At 55.8% G+C, this 16875-nt stretch carries 12 protein-coding genes; 8 read left to right on the top strand and 4 right to left on the bottom strand.

All coding sequences use genetic code 11. The annotated features are described in order from the left end of the window. Window positions 1-18: 18 nt before the first annotated feature. Window positions 19-3081: an efflux RND transporter permease subunit gene (locus tag ACB037_RS06290; protein ID WP_371175051.1), complete on the top strand. Its 3063-nt coding sequence runs from the start codon at window positions 19-21 to the stop codon at window positions 3079-3081. Window positions 3082-3096: 15 nt separating this feature from the next. Further along, entirely contained in the window at window positions 3097-4140 is a 1044-nt protein-coding gene (locus ACB037_RS06295) for an efflux RND transporter periplasmic adaptor subunit (protein ID WP_053288309.1), read from the top strand. Window positions 4141-4207: 67 nt separating this feature from the next. On the opposite strand, the gene pyk is transcribed toward ACB037_RS06295, so the two are convergent. Further along, window positions 4208-5647, bottom strand: coding sequence for a pyruvate kinase (pyk, locus tag ACB037_RS06300; protein WP_041214849.1), 1440 nt, complete (start codon window positions 5645-5647; stop codon window positions 4208-4210). 160 nt (window positions 5648-5807) lie between these two features. Next, window positions 5808-6665: a MurR/RpiR family transcriptional regulator gene (locus ACB037_RS06305; protein WP_039041240.1), complete on the bottom strand. Its 858-nt coding sequence runs from the start codon at window positions 6663-6665 to the stop codon at window positions 5808-5810. Window positions 6666-7010: 345 nt separating this feature from the next. On the opposite strand from ACB037_RS06305, the gene glk reads away from it, so the two are divergent. Beyond that, a complete protein-coding gene (glk, locus tag ACB037_RS06310) occupies window positions 7011-7979 on the top strand; it encodes a glucokinase (RefSeq protein WP_371175052.1) in 969 nt (322 codons plus the stop codon). A gap of 369 nt (window positions 7980-8348) precedes the next feature. Here glk and ACB037_RS06315 read toward each other — a convergent pair whose 3' ends face one another. Continuing rightward, complete coding sequence (locus tag ACB037_RS06315) at window positions 8349-9719, bottom strand: ATP-binding protein (protein WP_371175053.1); 1371 nt, start codon at window positions 9717-9719, stop codon at window positions 8349-8351. A gap of 11 nt (window positions 9720-9730) precedes the next feature. Further along, complete coding sequence (locus tag ACB037_RS06320) at window positions 9731-10405, bottom strand: response regulator (protein WP_041207018.1); 675 nt, start codon at window positions 10403-10405, stop codon at window positions 9731-9733. An 859-nt stretch (window positions 10406-11264) separates the two neighbouring features. Here ACB037_RS06320 and rfbB point away from each other — a divergent pair. From rfbB to pseG, 5 genes are all read left to right on the top strand, one after another. Beyond that, window positions 11265-12329, top strand: a complete 1065-nt coding sequence (rfbB, locus tag ACB037_RS06325) for a dTDP-glucose 4,6-dehydratase (RefSeq protein ID WP_371175054.1) — start codon at window positions 11265-11267, stop codon at window positions 12327-12329. 150 nt (window positions 12330-12479) lie between these two features. Continuing rightward, window positions 12480-13493, top strand: coding sequence for a UDP-N-acetylglucosamine 4,6-dehydratase (inverting) (gene pseB, locus ACB037_RS06330; RefSeq protein WP_139737852.1), 1014 nt, complete (start codon window positions 12480-12482; stop codon window positions 13491-13493). A gap of 8 nt (window positions 13494-13501) precedes the next feature. Next, entirely contained in the window at window positions 13502-14665 is a 1164-nt protein-coding gene (gene pseC, locus ACB037_RS06335) for a UDP-4-amino-4,6-dideoxy-N-acetyl-beta-L-altrosamine transaminase (protein ID WP_201969368.1), read from the top strand. Beyond that, window positions 14666-15352, top strand: coding sequence for a pseudaminic acid cytidylyltransferase (pseF, locus tag ACB037_RS06340; protein WP_139737850.1), 687 nt, complete (start codon window positions 14666-14668; stop codon window positions 15350-15352). A gap of 5 nt (window positions 15353-15357) precedes the next feature. Further along, complete coding sequence (gene pseG / locus ACB037_RS06345) at window positions 15358-16875, top strand: UDP-2,4-diacetamido-2,4,6-trideoxy-beta-L-altropyranose hydrolase (protein WP_139737849.1); 1518 nt, start codon at window positions 15358-15360, stop codon at window positions 16873-16875.

The following is a 16875-nucleotide window of genomic DNA, read 5'->3' on the forward strand; positions in this document are numbered from 1 at the left end:
ACAACTCAGGAAGAGTGAATGAACCTCGCCAAAACGGCGATCGAACGCCCCATCTGGGTGGCGGTCTCGGTCGTGCTGATTTTTTTGCTGGGCCTGCTCAGCATCCGGGGACTGCCCGTCCAGCTGTTTCCCGACATAGACCGTCCTCACCTCAACATCACGGTGGACTGGCGCTCGGCCTCGCCCCAGGAGATGGAGTCGGAGATAACCGATCCCATCGAGCAGGAGATGCAGGGGGTACAGGGGCTCAAGAGTCTCAGCAGCAACAGCTACCCCGGCTTCACCGAAATCGACATGGAGTTTGCCCTCGGCACCGACATGCAGCGGGCCCAGCTTGACGTCATCTCCCGCCTGAACCGGGTCTCGGGGCTGCCGGACAACATCGGTGGCCCCTACGTCAACAACTACAGCAGCAACGACACCCTGACCTTCTTCTTCATCCAGCAACTGCCCGGCGCCAAGGGGGAGATAGACGATCACCAGGCGCTGATCGAGGCGAGGGTCAAGCCCGAGCTGGAGCGGATCCCCGGGGTGTCCACGGTCGACATCGAGGGGATCAACGAGCGCCAGATCCAGATCCGTTTCGACCCTTACCGCGCCGCCGAGCTGGGGGTGGAGATCCCGGTGCTCGCCAGCCGGGCAACGACGGGCTGGGATGTGTCGGCCGGCACCCTCGACATCGGACGCTGGGAGTACAAGCTGCGCTTTGCCGGTCGCTATGACGTGGCGGCCCTGGGGGACAAGGTGGTGGACTGGCGTGACGGCCTGCCCATCTATCTGCGGGACGTTGCCGAGATCAGAGTGGCCCGGGAGGAGAACCCGGTGCTGCGCATCCAGAACGGCAACACCGCCATCGCGGCGCAGATCTTCAAGGAGAGCGGCGCCAATGCCCTGGCGGCGCTCGAGGGGATCAAGGCCAAGGTCGGGGAGCTCAACCGGGAGGTGCTGGAGCCGGTCGGCCTGCACATGGAGCAGTCGTTTGACGCTTCCCTCTATATCAACCGGGCGGTGAGCATGGTGACCGCCAACCTGGGGCTCGGGGTGCTGCTCTCCTGCGCCATCCTCTGGGTCTTTCTGCGCCAGCTCAAGGCGACCCTGATGATCGCGATCGCCATTCCCATCAGCATCATGCTCACCTTCTGCCTGCTCAAGGTGATGGGGCGGACCCTCAATATCATCTCCCTGGCGGGCATTGCGTTTGCGGTCGGCATGGTGCTCGACGCCGCCATCGTGGTGCTTGAGAGCATCTACCGGCGCCATGAGCGGGGTGACATCAGCAAGGGAGAGGCGGCGCTGGAGGGCACCCGCCGGGTGTGGACCGCTCTGGTGGCGTCCACCCTGACCACGGTCGCCATCTTCCTGCCGGTGCTCCTGCTCAACGACGTGGAAGGGCAGTTGTTTGCCGATCTTGCGCTCACCATCGCCTGCGCGGTGACGGTCTCCATGGTGGTGGCGGTCACGGTGTTGCCTGCGGTGGCGGCGCGCTGGATGGGGCACGAGCGGCTGATTGATCCCTTTGAGCGCCTGTGGTGCCGCGCCACTCGCCATGTGATCCGCTGGACTGCCACCGCCCCCAGGCGCTGGGCCATCATCGTCCTGATGATGACGGGGCCTGTGCTGGCGAGCTGGCTGCTGCTGCCCAAGATGAACTACCTGCCGGATGTGAAGCGGGACGCCATCGACGTCTGGATGAGTTTCACCCCCGGGGTCAATCTCAAGGCCCAGCGGGAGGAGGTGATCGATACCCTGATTGCCCGCCTCGACCCCTATATGAAAGGGGAGAAGGGGCCTGTCCTCAAGAACTACTACATCCTGCGCTACCCGGGCGGTGCCCAGATCGGGGTGCGGCCAAAGGAGGAGAGCCAGATCAAGGTGCTGGAGCAGCTCTTGATGAAGCAGTTGCTGGTGGGCATTCCCGACACCCGGGTGTTTGGCGGTCAGGGGTCCCTGTTTGGCGGTTTTGACAGTGAAAACAGCATCTCCCTGCTGATCCAGGGGGGTGGGCTGCCCGAACTCTATCAGGCGGCCAGGGAGAGCATGACCATAGTGCAGCGGGACTTGCCCGGCGCCCAGGTCAGGCCAGAACCCGGGCTCGATTTCACCGCTCCCGAGCTTCGGCTGGTGCCCCAGGACAGGCGCCTGGCCGAGGTGGGCTGGGATCGCTCCCCCATGCCCGCCATCATCCAGACCTTTGGCGATGGTCTGCGGGTCGGCGAATATTTCGACGGGGATGAGCGGCTCGACATCCTGCTGATGGGGCAGGCCTCCGCCAACCCGGACGAGCTCAAGGCGGTGCCGCTTGCTACCCCGTCCGGACGTATCGTTCCCCTTGGGGAACTGCTGCGGGTGGAGCCGCAACTCGGGCCTGAGAGCATCTTCCGATCCGATGGGCGGCGCAGCATCAGCCTGCAGATTTCGCCCCCTGCGGGGATGAGCATGGAGCAGGTGCTCGACACCCTGCAGCACAAGAGCTTTGCCGCCATCCGGCCGTTGCTGCCGGCCGGGGGGGAGCTGCGGGTCGCCGGCAATGCCGACAGCCTGCAGCAGGCGCTCGGCAACCTCGGCAGCATCTTCCTGTTCGCCGTGATGATACTGCTCATTCTGCTGTGGGGGGTCTTCGCCTCCCTCAAGGATGCCGTGCTGGTGCTGCTCACCTTGCCGCTCGCCACCGTAGGCGGCGTGCTGGCGCTGCACCTGAGCGGTCTGGTGGCGCCGCTGCCGATGGACTTGCTCACCATCATCGGCTTCGTCATCCTGCTCGGGTTGGTGGTCAACAACGCCATTCTGCTGGTGCACCAGACCAGGATGGCCGAGCGGGAGGGGATGAGCCGACAGTCGGCAGTCACCGATGCTCTGCAAAGCCGGATGCGTCCCATCGCCATGACCAGCCTCACCAGCATCTTCGGTATGCTGCCCCTGATGCTGAGTCCGAGCGAGGGGAGCGAAATCTACCGGGGGCTGGCCACCGTCATCGTCGGCGGCATGAGTTGCAGCACCCTCTTCACCCTGATCCTGTTGCCCGCCTTCCTGCGGTTGGGGGAGCAGACCGACATACCGCACGCCCTTCGGCAGCGTGCCTGAGCAAGGAGCTCATCGATGACACAAGGTTTCACAAGGATAGTGGTGGGGGCTCTGCTGCTGGCTGGCGGGCTGCCTGCGCTTGCACAAAGCAAGATGGTGACGCTGGCGGAGGTGGCCCAGGGAGAGGCGGGGGCCAGCATCTGGGTCAGCGGCACGGTGGCGAGCCGCCAGCAGGCGGCGCTCAGCGCCGAAGTGAGCGGTCGGGTGGAGTGGATAGCCGAGTTTGGCAGCCGGGTGAAGGCGGGGGACGAGTTGCTGCGCCTGGACAGCGCGACTCTGCGCCTCTCGCTGGAGCAGGCGAGGGCGGAACAAGCCAGAGAGGGGAGCAACCTGCGTTACGCTCGCGCCGAGTTCCAGCGCCTGGATCGTTTGCACCAGCAAAAGAGTGCCTCCCAGAGCCAGTATGACAAGGCGCGCTATGACGTGGAGCAGGCTGAGCTGGCCGATCAGTTGGCGCGGGTGCAGGTGCGCCAGATTGAGGAGCAGCTGCGCAGAAGCCGCATCTTTGCCCCGTTTGACGGGGTGGTGAATGAACACTTCATCCAGCCGGGGGAGCATGTGGATGCGGGCGAACAGGCGCTTGAGCTGGTCAATCCGGACCAGCCGGACATCCGGTTGCGTGCGCCTATTGCCTGGGCCCGGCAACTGGCCACCCAGACCCGGTTGCGGGTGGAAGGGGAGCAGCTCAGCAGCCACGCCATCTATTACCAGCGGGCGGCGAGCGCCGATCCCAAGTCCCGGCTCATCGAGCTGCGCCTCAAGCCGGAAGCGGGTACCTTCATCATCGGCTCGCCAGTGCGGGTGGCGCTGCCGATGGGAGAGCAGCACACCATGCTGCTGCCACGGGATGCCCTGGTGCTCGGCACCGAGGGAAGCGTGGTCTATCAGGTGGAGCAGCGCGGCGAGGCGCTCACGGTGAACCGGGTGCCGGTCACCGTGCTCTTTGGGGACAGCCGGGAAGTGGCGGTGAGCGGCGCTCTCAAGCAGGGAGACAAGGTGGTGGTGCGCGGCGCCGGCAGCCTGCAGGATGGAGACAAGGTGGAGCTGTTTCGCGGTTGAACCTGGGCAGATCCCATAAAAAAACGGCTCCCGCGGGAGCCGTTTTTGTTGCAGGGAGGAGGGGCGATTACTCGACCATCATCACCTTGCAGGTGTTGGTGCTGCCGACGGTCTCCATCTTGTCGCCGTGGGTGAGCAATACCATGTCGCCGCTTTGCAGCAGTCCCTTGGCCTTGAGCACGTCCAGCGCGTCGCGGCACACCTCGTAGACCGGCTTGGTCTCGTCGCCATCAAACAGCACGGGGGTGACGCCGCGGTAGAGGTTGGCCCAGGCCAGGGTCTTGTTGTGAGGAGACATGGCGAAGATGGGCAGGCCGGAGCTGATGCGGGACATCAGCAGCGGGGTGGTGCCCGACTCGGTCAGCGCCACGATCGCCTTGACCCCTTCCAGGTGGTTTGCCGCATACATGGTGGACATGGCCACCGCCTCTTCCACCGAGGTGAAGGTGTAGCTCATGCGGTGGTTGGAGACGTTCAGGCTCGGGTGCTTCTCGGCGCCCACACAGACGCTGGCCATGGAGGTCACGGTCTCGATGGGGAACTGGCCGGCGGCGGTCTCGGCGGAGAGCATCACCGCATCGGTACCGTCCAGCACGGCGTTGGCCACGTCCATGACTTCGGCACGGGTCGGGAGCGGTGCGTTGATCATGGACTCCATCATCTGGGTCGCGGTGATGACCACGCGATTCAGGCGGCGGGAGTGGCGAATGAGCTTCTTCTGCACACCCACCAGTTCGGGGTCGCCGATTTCGACACCCAGGTCACCACGGGCCACCATGACGGCATCGGAGCCAAGGATGATGTCTTCCATCGCCTCGTCGCTGGCGACGGTCTCGGCGCGCTCGACCTTGGCCACGATCTTGGCGTTGGAGCCGGCTTCGCGGGCCAGTTCGCGGGCGTAGCGCAGATCATCGCCGCTGCGGGGGAAGGAGACCGCCAGGTAGTCCACGTTCATGCGGGCGGCGGTCTTGATGTCTTCCTTGTCCTTCTCGGTCAGGGCCGGGGCAGAGAGGCCGCCACCTTTCTTGTTGATGCCCTTGTTGTTGGAGAGCGGGCCGGCCACGGTCACCGTGGTGTGGATGCGGGTGCCTTCGACCTGCTCGACCTTCAGTTGCACGCGGCCATCGTCCAGCAGCAGGATGTCACCGGATACCACGTCCTGCGGCAGGCTCTTGTAGTCGATGCCGACCTGCTCCTGGCAGCCTTCGCCCTTGCCGAGGGCGGCGTCGAGAATGAACTTGTCACCGATGGCGAGGTAGATCTTGCCATCCTTGAAGGTGGAGACGCGGATCTTGGGGCCTTGCAGATCGCCCATGATGGCCACGTGGCGGCCCAGCTTGGCGGCGATGTCACGCACCTGGTTGGCGCGCTGGATATGATCTTCAGGAGTGCCGTGGGAGAAGTTCATCCGCACCATGTCGGCACCGGCGCGAATGATCCCCTCGAGAATGCCGTCGCGATCGGTCGCCGGACCGAGTGTGGTAACAATCTTTGTACGTCTTGGCATGAAAGACTCCAATGTGAAGTTGATATGACTTGAAATACTGCCCCGTCAAGCATGTGGCATGGCGCCAACTGGCAGGCCATCTGGGTGGCCTTGTTTGATTGAATTTCGATACTACACCAAGCCCGTTGGCATAGACAGTCGGGGGCGGACCCCCGAATGATCAGGAGGAGTGCGGGGTATCAAAGCGGGATTCGCGCAAACCTTCTTTGACTTTCTTCAGGTTTTCGCGAAATTTCATGCCACGGCGCAGGGTGAAACCGGTGGCCAGCACGTCCACCAGGGCGAGCTGGGCGATGCGCGAGGCCATGGGCATGTAGACGTCGGTGTCTTCCGGCACGTCCATGGAGAGCACCAGGTTGCATTCGCGGGCCAGGGGAGAGTCCTTGGCGGTCATGCCGATGACGGTGGCATCGTTTTCCCGGGCCAGCGCGGCAATTTCCACCAGGGCCTTGGTGCGGCCTGTGTGGGAGATGAGGACAACCACGTCCCCTTCGCTGCTGTTGATGCAGCTCATGCGCATCATGACGATGTCATCGAAGCTCACCACGGGGATGTTGAAGCGGAAGAACTTGTTCTGGGCATCCCGGGCGACGGCGGAGGAGGCGCCCAGACCAAAGAAGCTGATCTTCTTGGACTGGGTCAGAATATCGACGCAGCGGTTGATGGCCGAGATGTCCAGGCTGTTCTTGGCTGCATCGAGGCAGGCCATGGTGGATTCGAAGATCTTGGCGGTATAGGTGTCCGGGCCGTCTTCCGCTTCCACGTGGCGGTTCACATAAGGGGTGCCGTTGGCCAGGCTCTGGGCCAGGTGCAGCTTGAAATCGGGAAAACCCTTGGTATCGAGGCGACGGCAGAAACGGTTGACGGTCGGTTCGCTCACATCGGCCAGCTTGGCCAGGGTAGCAATGCTGGAGTGAATGGCGGTCTGGGGTGAGGCCAGGATCACTTCAGCCACCTTACGCTCTGATTTACTGAAACTTTCCAGATTGTTCGTAATTTTATCGAGGGTATTCATCATTACCACCAGGCATTTTTGTAATTTAACTTCAGTGTCTGTGCACTAAATTCACAGCTCAAGCAGGTTTCCAGTCTCCGCGATGACTATACAAGACAAGCGCTTATCGGAACTAATCTCGGCCCTGCAAAGTATGACTCATGTCTAATTATTTCGTGTTTTTAGTTGCAAACTTCCATTTGCGTCTTGAAAACGCTTACAAATGTTGCAAAGCAACAACACTGTGAGCGGGCGCACACTTGTCTGCATAAATCGCGCAGCCCGGCTGCGGGCTCGAGTAGTATTGCAGCCAAATAATAATGTCGGGACGGTAAGGGCCGCCCCGAGTCGGTAACGAAGGAGTTTGTTATGCAGCATACCCATGCGCTGGTGGGCGACGTTGGCGGTACCAATGCCCGACTGGCCCTCTGTGAACTGGCGACGGGCGCCATTTCCCAGGCAAAAACCTATTCGGGGCTGGCCCATCCCAGCCTGGAGGCCGTGGTGCGCCTCTATCTCGAAGAACACGATGCCACCGTGGGCGAGGCGTGCATCGCCATCGCCTGTCCCATCAATGGTGACTGGGTCGCCATGACCAACCACAGCTGGGAGTTCTCCATCCGCGAGATGCAGGCCAACCTCGGCCTTGCGCGCCTGCAGGTGATCAACGATTTCACAGCCGTCTCCCTGGCGGTGCCCGTGCTCGGCGAGAGCGATCGCATCCAGCTCGGGGGCGCGGCTCCGGTAGCCGGCAAGCCCATCGCCATCTATGGCGCAGGGACCGGCCTTGGCGTCGCCCACCTGGTGCAGGCCGGTGAGCAGTGGCTGAGCCTGCCGGGTGAGGGCGGTCACGTGGACTTCGCCGCCAACACGGAAGAGGAAGATGCGGTGCTGCAGGTGATGCGCGGCGAGCTGGGCCATGTGTCGGCGGAGCGTTTCCTCTCGGGCCCCGGGCTCGTCAATCTCTATCGCGGCCTGGTCAAATCCGATGGCCGCGAGCCTGAATCCTTTGCCCCCAAGGACATCACCGAGCGCGCGCTGGCGGGGGATTGCCTCGATTGCCGCCGCACCTTGAGCCTGTTCTGCGTGCTCATGGGCCGCTTTGCCGGCAACCTGGCCCTCAACATGGGCACCTTCGGCGGTGTCTACATCGCCGGTGGCATAGTGCCGCGCTTCCAGGAGTTCTTCATCGGATCGGGCTTTCGGGTCGCCTTCGAGGACAAGGGGCGCTTCAAGTCTTATCTCAAAGACATTCCGGTCTTCCTCATCACCCATGAAGGGCCGGGGCTGCTCGGGGCAGGGGCCTATCTGCGCCAGTCGCTCGGGATCCGTCTCTGAGCGTTGCCAGGGTGAACATGGTTCAGTCCCGATTCAGTGACCGGGGCGTAAAGTGAACCTACGTACTCAAGAGGACGGGGCTTCATAGGGAATTGAAACCGGTCTTCATCCGCTGGGTGCGCATTGTCACCTGACAAGCCTGAACTGTTTTACCGGCCCTCGCGGCCGGTTTTTTTATGCCTGTCGTTTCTGCGCGAGCATGGGGCTGAGGGGAGCGGCAGGTCAGCTTCTGATGGGGGTGCAAGCTCGTCAGCCCCGCTGCCATGTGCTTGGCCTGGTCGAAGCATAAGGAGTGAGGTGTGAGACAGGGAAAGCACCGGGATGGCAACGCCCGAATGCGGCAGGAGCCAGGTACTGGCTCCTGCGCTGTCAGGGGAGGGTGATGTGGAATCTCGCGCCGCCGAGCGGGGAGTCATCCACCCGGATCTCGCCGCCGTAGCTGTGCACGATTTCGGTCACCACGGCGAGGCCAATCCCCTGGCCGGGGGAGCTGTCAGCCCGCACGCCGCGCTGGAAGATCTGCTGCGATTTGCCGGGATCGATGCCGGGGCCGTCGTCTTCCACCACGATGAGCAGACCCCTCTCCCGGTGGCGGACATGAACCCGGATCTCACTGATGGCGAACTTGCAGGCGTTGTCCAGCAGGTTGCCCATCAGCTCCATCAGATCGCCCTGCTCGCCGTGAAAGAAGACATCGTCGTCAAACTGGAAGCCGGTCTGCAGCTTCTTGTGTCGATAGACCTTGGCGAGGCTGGCCAGCAGCTTCTCGATGAGGGGAACCGGTTCGGTGCCCTTGCTCGCGAGGCGCTTTCGCCCGGTGACGGCGCGGCGCAACTGGTACTGGATGATCTGATCCATGGTGGTGATCTGTTCATTGATGTTGTCATGGATGTCGTGGCCGAGCTTGAGCTCCTGGGCGGTGATCTGGATGAGCGCCAGCCGGGTTTTCAGGCTGTGGGCGAGATCGTTGAGGGCGTGCTGGTAGCGCTGGGTCTGCTGGCGTTCGTTCTCCAGCAACTGGTTGACCGAGCTTGTCAGGGGGGTCAGCTCGCGCTCGTAGTCGTTTGACAGCGCCTCTCGCGTACCGGCGCGGATCTCGTCAATCTGGCGCGCCATGGTGCGCAGGGAGGAGAGGCTCCAGAAACTGGTGAGCAGCAACAGAGCGCCCAGCAGACAGTAGGCGAGCAGCGCCTGGCGAATGCAGCGGTAGAGGTAATCGCGGGTCTGGGCCTGATAGCGCCGGGCGGAATCGACCATCACCACGTAGTAGGTGGTGGGGCCGGCGCCATGATTGCGCAGGAAACGCAGGCTGTAGATGAAGTAGCTCTCGCCGTTCTTGATGGTATGCAGCTTGAAGAAATAGTCCTGATCCAGTCCCCCCAGGTATCTCATCAGATCCCGGCAGATGGTCTCCTTGATGGAGACCACCTCCGGCATGTGAAGGCTGGACCAGCTCAGCGCCCCGTCGGCGCGGCAGATCAGGGTGTCGAGATTGGGGTCGATGGCATCCGGGGTGAGCTTGCCAAGATCCGTCATTGCGTGGGGCTCCGGCTGCTTGGACGAGAACAGCTTGGAGAGGTTCTCCTGCATGCGGACACTGGCTTTCTGGGCCTGCTCCTCGGCATGGCCGAGGTAGAGGATGTAGACGGAGAAGGCCATGATGAGCGCGATGACCAGCATGGCACTCAGCATCAGCTTGAGGTGCAGGGAGCGGCGGATCAGGGCTAGGGGATGCAACATGGCAAGGCGCATCAGCTACAGGCGAGGTTGAAGATGTAGCCCTGGCGGCGGATGGTGGAGATGGGCTGGATGCTCCCTTCCGGATCCAGTTTTTTGCGAAGCCGGCTCACCATCACCTCGATGGTGTTGGGATCCCCTTCACCGTCCCCATAGAGCTGATCCAGCAACTGCTGTTTGGAGACCACCTGACGGGCATTTCGCATCAGGTATTCCAGGATCAGATATTCGAAACTGGTCAGCACGGTGACCTCGCCGGCGATGGTCAGCTCCTTGCGGGAGAGATCCAGCTCGTAGTCACCCGCCTTCACTCTGGGGGAGATGAAGCCGGCGCTGCGGCGTACCAGCGCATTGAGACGGGCCAGCAGTTCGTCCTTCTGGAAGGGTTTGACCAGGTAGTCGTCCGCCCCGGCCTCCAGTCCTTCCACCTTGTCCTGCCAGTTGCCTCTGGCCGTCAGCACAATGATGGGAAAGGGGATCTGCTGCTCGCGCAGGCGGGTGATGAGCTGAAGGCCATCCATGTCAGGCAGGCCCAGATCGATGATGGCGACATCGATGGGGTAGTCTGCTGCGTAGTGCAGCGCCACCTGGGCATTGTCCGTGCTGTAAACCTGGTTCTGGGCCTCGGTCAACAGGGTGGAGAGGTGGTGATTGAGCAGCTTGTCGTCTTCAACCAGTAGGATTTTCATAAGATGCATGATGATGAGGGTCCAGGCTGTCAATTAGAGGGTCAACAAGAGGGAGAGTCAATCCGGATCCTACCTGACCCCGCTGTATCGGGACTGAATCATCCCTGTCTTCTTTCCTCATGCATTTCCCATGATGCAACGCTGTGTCATCAGCCTCGTGTTCAGGCTCGCTATCCGTGCCTGCCGGTTTCTGGGTGTTGAGGGTCAGAGCCGGTGCAGGGGCTGGTCGCGACCATTCTTATCGCACAAGCGGCTTGCCGCTTTCAGCCTGCCGATACACAGGGGCAGGGGGCCTTGCTGGCATCAGGCCATCCCCGAGTGCCTGCAAGCGCTTGAGGTATGAATTTAATTGTTTGAAATTAAACATGTTTACATGCCCTGGCCTGTATGTTGGAACAAAGCAGGGCAATATCCGGCAACGGCTGAGTGGATTCATGGAGGGCAGTATCACATGAATGGTTTTTTTTGAATCCTGATTTCAATAGACGCTTTCCTATTGTTTTGACTGTTCATCTTTGGGTTAAACAAGATAGAATCTGACCCCGAATCGGGTTTGGGGCGCAGATAGCCCAAGATGTGAGCAATGCAGGCTGTGGACTGCCTGGGTGTGCAATGTAATGCGACAACATTGTTAAACATCAATCAAAACAAGAAGCTGGAGGATGTGATGGCCAACAGCACGGACAATCAGGTTAAAAGCAGCATGTTGGGAGCTGTAACCCAAGGGCGGTAGCTAACACAGTTGCCAGCTTCTGGCTGTCGTGGTTTTCTCAGGCAATATTGACCTCGAATACTGGTCATACAAGTATGGCCTTGCCTGCCTCAGCTATTCACTGACCATGCATGAACACCCACTGATATGAAAATTCTTGTTACCGGTGGTGCCGGCTTTATCGGTTCTGCCGTTGTCCGCCATATCATCCGGTATACCCGGGACTCAGTTGTCAATCTGGACAAGCTGACCTATGCGGCGGATCCGGCATCTCTGGCGTCTGTATCTACGAGCGATCGTTATGTGTTCGAGCAGGTCGACATCTGCAATCGCGTTGAAGTGGACAGGGTCTTTACAACCCATCAACCCGATGCCGTAATGCACCTGGCCGCCGAGAGCCACGTTGATCGCTCCATCACCGGTCCTGCCGATTTTATCCAGACCAATATCGTCGGCACCTATATGTTGCTGGAAGCGGCACGCGCCTATTGGAACGATCTGGACGAGGTACGCAAGGCTGCATTTCGCTTCCATCATGTCTCCACCGACGAGGTATACGGCGATTTGCTCCATCCGGATGAGTTGACTTCCGGAGCCGCGCTGCCGTTTTTCACCGAAACTACCTCGTATGCGCCGAGCAGCCCCTATTCTGCCGCCAAGGCATCGAGCGATCATCTGGTGCGCGCCTGGCACCGAACGTACGGGCTGCCCGTGCTGGTGACCAACTGCTCGAACAATTACGGGCCCTGGCAACATGCGGAAAAACTGATTCCACAAACGATCGCCCACGCCCTGGCTGGCAAGCCCATCCCGCTTTATGGCCGGGGAGATCAGATCCGCGACTGGCTCTATGTGGAGGATCATGTCAGAGCACTGTTGCTGGTGCTGACCAAAGGGCGAGTGGGAGAGACCTACAACATCGGGGGCCACAATGAGAAGCGCAATCTGGAAGTGGTGCAAACCATCTGCGATCTGCTCGACGAACTGGTCCCCTTGTCCCCATCTCCTCTTGAGGGAGAAAAGCCCGGGGAAAGGGTGAAAAGCTATCGGGATCAAATCACCCATGTGGCCGACAGGCCCGGCCATGACCGTCGTTACGCCATTGATGCCGGCAAAATAGCCACTGAATTGAAATGGCTGCCGCAGGAGAGTTTTGAGTCAGGATTGTATAAAACAGTACAATGGTGCTTAGATAGCTCGCGGTGTTTGTAAAACTAGCACAATGAATATTGATAATATTCATTGCAGTTATCCAAAGACATTTTAATCCCTATAGGCAATACTGATTTTTGATAAGTTCAGTATTGGAATCACTAATGTGGTGATAACTTGTTTAATTTGAGAGAACATATAGGAATTGTTATGCTGAATAATAAAACAGTATTAATCACAGGTGGTACGGGATCATTTGGTAAACAATTTATAAAAACTATCCTTGAGCGCTACCCCCAAGTTAAGCGCATTGTCATTTTTTCTCGAGATGAACTAAAGCAATCTGAGTTACGTTTAAATTATCCGCAAAAAGATTATCCACAACTGCGCTTTTTCATTGGTGATGTACGTGATCGTAATCGAATGGTTCAAGCGTGCGAAGGAATCGATGTCATTATTCATGCTGCTGCTATTAAACAAGTAGATACAGCCGAGTATAATCCGACAGAGTGCATTCGCACTAACGTCGATGGTGCTGAAAATGTTATCCACGCTGCTTTGCAGTGTGGAGTAAAAGAAGTTGTAGCGTTGTCAACAGATAAAGCTTGTGCGCCGATCAATCTTTATGGAGCGACAAAGCTGACCTCTGACAAGTTGTTTACAGCAGCAAATAATATCAAAGGTTCGCGAAATATAAGATTCAGTGTAGTTCGCTATGGAAATGTAATGGGGTCTCGGGGTTCTGTAATACCATTTTTCTTGAAAAAACGTGCTGAGGGTGTGTTGCCGATCACCCATGAAGAAATGACACGTTTTAATATTTCACTGCAGGATGGTGTTAATATGGTGATGTATGCTCTGGAGCATCATCTCGGTGGTGAGATTTTTGTGCCAAAAATCCCATCATATCGTATTTTAGATATAGCAACAGCAATATCTCCTGAATGCAAGACGAAGGTAGTTGGTATTCGTCCAGGAGAAAAGCTGCATGAAGAGATGATTACAGATACCGATTCATTGAACACAATTGATTTGGGCCGCTATTACGCAATTTTACCTTCTGTGTCATTCAATCATACAGAAGAAGACTATATTAAGCATCATAGTGCCGTAAAAGTACCGTTTGGTTTCAAATATAACTCAGGTACTAACACTGAGTGGGAGACCGTGGAGTCTCTGCGGGAATTGATAAAAACTCATGTAGATGCCAACTTTGAAGTGTGAGATAAAACGTGATTCCATACGGTAAACAAGAGATCACCCAGCAAGATATTGATGGCGTGGTTGCGGTGTTACAATCTGATTTTCTAACTCAGGGACCAAAAGTCCCTGAATTTGAAAAATATTTAACAACCCATACTGGCGCAGCGTATGCGTTGGCTGTAAATAGTGCTACTTCGGCACTACACATTGCCTGTTTGGCTTTGGGTCTTGGTCCTGGCGATGTTTTATGGACAAGCCCAGTTACTTTTGTTGCATCAGCAAATTGCGGTTTGTATTGTGGCGCCAAAGTCGATTTTGTAGATATAGATCCAGATACATATAATCTGTGTCCGAAGCAATTGGAGAAAAAGCTAATTGCAGCTAAAGCCAACGGTACCTTACCCAAGATAGTCGTTCCTGTTCATTTATGTGGCCAACCTTGTGACATGGAAGCGATTTCCCGTCTGGCAACTGAATATGGCTTTAAAGTTATCGAGGATGCATCACATGCTATCGGCGGTAGTTATTTAAACGAACCCATTGGCAATTGTCGATACAGCGACATTACGGTATTTAGTTTCCATCCGGTTAAAATTATCACTACTGCTGAAGGTGGCGCAGTGGTAACTAACCAAAAAGATTTAGCTGATAAAATGGCCTTGTTACGTAGCCATGGTATCACCCGTGATATCGAGCAGATGAAAGGCGAAAGTCATGGTGGTTGGTATTATCAACAGATTGACTTGGGCTTTAACTACCGAATGACCGAGTTACAAGCTGCATTAGGGATCACCCAAATACAACGCCTTGATGAATTTATCGCTGCTCGTCATCGCTTGGCTGACCGTTATAACAGACTTTTGAAGCGGTTACCGATAGTCTTACCATTCCAGTTAGAAAATACCCATTCCGGATTGCATCTTTACGTTATACGACTTCAGCTTAATAATATTTCATTAACGCACCGAGAGGTTTTTGAAGCGTTACGTGAAAATGGTATCGGGGTGAATGTTCATTACATACCTGTACATACACAACCTTATTACGAAGATATGGGATTCAAATCTGGTGATTTTCCTGAGGCAGAGCAATATTATCGTGAAGCTATTTCTTTGCCGATGTTCCACGGCATGACAGAAGAGCAGCAAGATAAAGTAGTATGCGTATTGTCTGAGATATTGGAAGGGAAATAAATGAATATTGCCATCATCCCTGCCCGTGGTGGCAGTAAGCGTATTCCTAGGAAAAATATCAAACCATTTCATAGCAAGCCCATGATCGCATGGTCCATCTTAGCTGCTAAGAAGGCTGGTTGTTTTGAACGTATAATTGTTTCAACCGATGATGCTGAAATTGCTGCTGTTGCACTCGAATATGGTGCTGAAGTGCCATTTACTCGCCCGGCAGAGATTGCTAACGATTATGCCACTACTGGTGAGGTGATAAGCCATGCCATTAATTGGTTGATAAATCAGCAAGGGCAAGTGCCGGAAAACGTATGCTGCCTCTATGCAACAGCACCTTTTGTTGAGCCTGATGATTTATGCCAGGGATTAGAATTGTTAACGTTCAACAAGGAATGCCAATTTGTTTTCAGTGCTACTCGCTTTTCGTTTCCGATTCAACGCGCTATCAAGCTTGATGAGTCAGGTTGGGTGAGTATGTTTCATCCCGAGTATCAACTAACTCGTTCCCAAGATCTGGAGGAAGCCTACCATGATGCGGGGCAATTTTATTGGGGAAAGGCTAATGCTTGGCTTAATAAATTACCTATATTTGCCGTGCATACACAGGTAGTTCTATTACCCAGCCACAGGGTGCAAGATATTGATACTCAGGATGATTGGCTGCGTGCTGAGAAGCTATTTACGCTAAGGTAATAGCCATGAAGTTTTTTATTCGCACCGATGCATCACGTTGGATAGGTTCCGGCCATGTAATGCGCTGCCTAGTGCTAGCCGATGGCTTAAAATCGGCAGGTCATCAGGTAACATTTATTTGTAGACCGCAAGATGGTGATTTGCTCGATTTGATTGCTGCGCGTAACCATAATCTGCTTGCCTTGCCATCTCTGACAACTGTTATCAGACCTGAGCATGGGGCTGATTATTCTTCTTGGTTGCAAGTGCCATGGCAACAAGACGCTGCAGATGTTTTAGAAAGTGTGGTATACGCTGACTGGCTGATAGTTGATCATTATGGAATTAATGCTCAGTGGGAACGGGAAATAAGGCTGTCGTTAAATTGTAAAGTTTTGTCTATCGATGATCTGGTGCGCCCCCATGATGCTGATTTGATTCTGGATCAAACGCTTGACCGCACTCCGGAGGCCTATTTTGAGTGTTTTAATATATCAGACAAGCAGCCTGTAGTATTAAGTGGAGTTGCATACGCCTTGCTGTCTTCACAATTTGGAAAAATAAGAAATCAGGGGATACTACGAGCCCCTGCCAGTCGTCAGCCTAGGATTTTACTCTCCTTTGGTGGTATTGATGAGCCAAATGTGACGCTAAGAGTACTTAAGGCGTTAAGTGAGTTTAATGCTGTATTTACCGTGCTGTTAAGCCCTCGAGCACCACACTATCAAGCAGTGAAAACGTGGTGTGATGATCGTGTTAATGTTGTTCATCATGATTTTATACAAGATATGGCAACCTTGATGAGCGAGCACGATCTGGCCATCGGTGCTCCAGGGACAACCACTTGGGAGCGAGCCTGTCTGGGATTACCAAATATAGTAATTCCGATAGCAGAAAACCAACAGGCCATTTGCCAAGCATTGTTGGCACATCAAGCTGCTTTATTAGTACAACAGTCTGATATTGAAAGTAGATTAATCCCTGCACTGCATGACTTGTTGAATAATTATAAAGAATACGTAGATAATAATCTCGAGTTGTGTGATGGCAAGGGGGTGCAACGAGTCATTAATACTATTATGGCTAATACAGAAATATCAGGATTTAGGCTAAGGCCGGTATCAATCGATGATACTCTACTGATTTATCAGTGGCAATCTGATCCAATAACCAGACGTTATGCGCTTAATCCCAATCCCCCTAGTTGGGTAGAGCACAAAAGCTGGATGGAAAAAAAAATACAGTGCCAGCAAGATTATTTCTTTTTGATAATTAATGCTGAAAGTAGCGAACCCTGTGGTGCAGTTAGACTAGATGAACTAGGTACTGACAATTACCTTATCTCAATTTTTGTTGCTCCTAATAAGCATGGTCAGGGTATTGGATTAACAGGTTTGAAATTACTTGATAGATGCCTACCAAAAATCAGGATTCATGCCACAGTACTGACCGAAAATATAGCATCGCAGCGCCTTTTTTCTAACGCTGGCTACCAGCAGGTAGCGCCAGATAAATTTATAAGAGAACCATTATGGACAAAATAA

It is taken from the genome of Aeromonas sp. S19(2024) (assembly GCF_041402625.1).
Classification (GTDB): Bacteria; Pseudomonadota; Gammaproteobacteria; order Enterobacterales; family Aeromonadaceae; genus Aeromonas; species Aeromonas caviae.

Bases quoted from the DNA above. Each gene is read 5' to 3' on its own strand.
- pseB (WP_139737852.1), top strand. From the start codon at position 12,480: ATGCTGAATAATAAAACAGTATTAATCACAGGTGGTACGGGATCATTT.
- ACB037_RS06320 (WP_041207018.1), bottom strand. From the start codon at position 10,405: ATGAAAATCCTACTGGTTGAAGACGACAAGCTGCTCAATCACCACCTC.
- pseF (WP_139737850.1), top strand. From the start codon at position 14,666: ATGAATATTGCCATCATCCCTGCCCGTGGTGGCAGTAAGCGTATTCCT.
- ACB037_RS06295 (WP_053288309.1), top strand. From the start codon at position 3,097: ATGACACAAGGTTTCACAAGGATAGTGGTGGGGGCTCTGCTGCTGGCT.
- pyk (WP_041214849.1), bottom strand. From the start codon at position 5,647: ATGCCAAGACGTACAAAGATTGTTACCACACTCGGTCCGGCGACCGAT.
- ACB037_RS06290 (WP_371175051.1), top strand. From the start codon at position 19: ATGAACCTCGCCAAAACGGCGATCGAACGCCCCATCTGGGTGGCGGTC.
- rfbB (WP_371175054.1), top strand. From the start codon at position 11,265: ATGAAAATTCTTGTTACCGGTGGTGCCGGCTTTATCGGTTCTGCCGTT.
- glk (WP_371175052.1), top strand. From the start codon at position 7,011: ATGCAGCATACCCATGCGCTGGTGGGCGACGTTGGCGGTACCAATGCC.
- ACB037_RS06305 (WP_039041240.1), bottom strand. From the start codon at position 6,665: ATGATGAATACCCTCGATAAAATTACGAACAATCTGGAAAGTTTCAGT.
- pseG (WP_139737849.1), top strand. From the start codon at position 15,358: ATGAAGTTTTTTATTCGCACCGATGCATCACGTTGGATAGGTTCCGGC.
- ACB037_RS06315 (WP_371175053.1), bottom strand. From the start codon at position 9,719: ATGTTGCATCCCCTAGCCCTGATCCGCCGCTCCCTGCACCTCAAGCTG.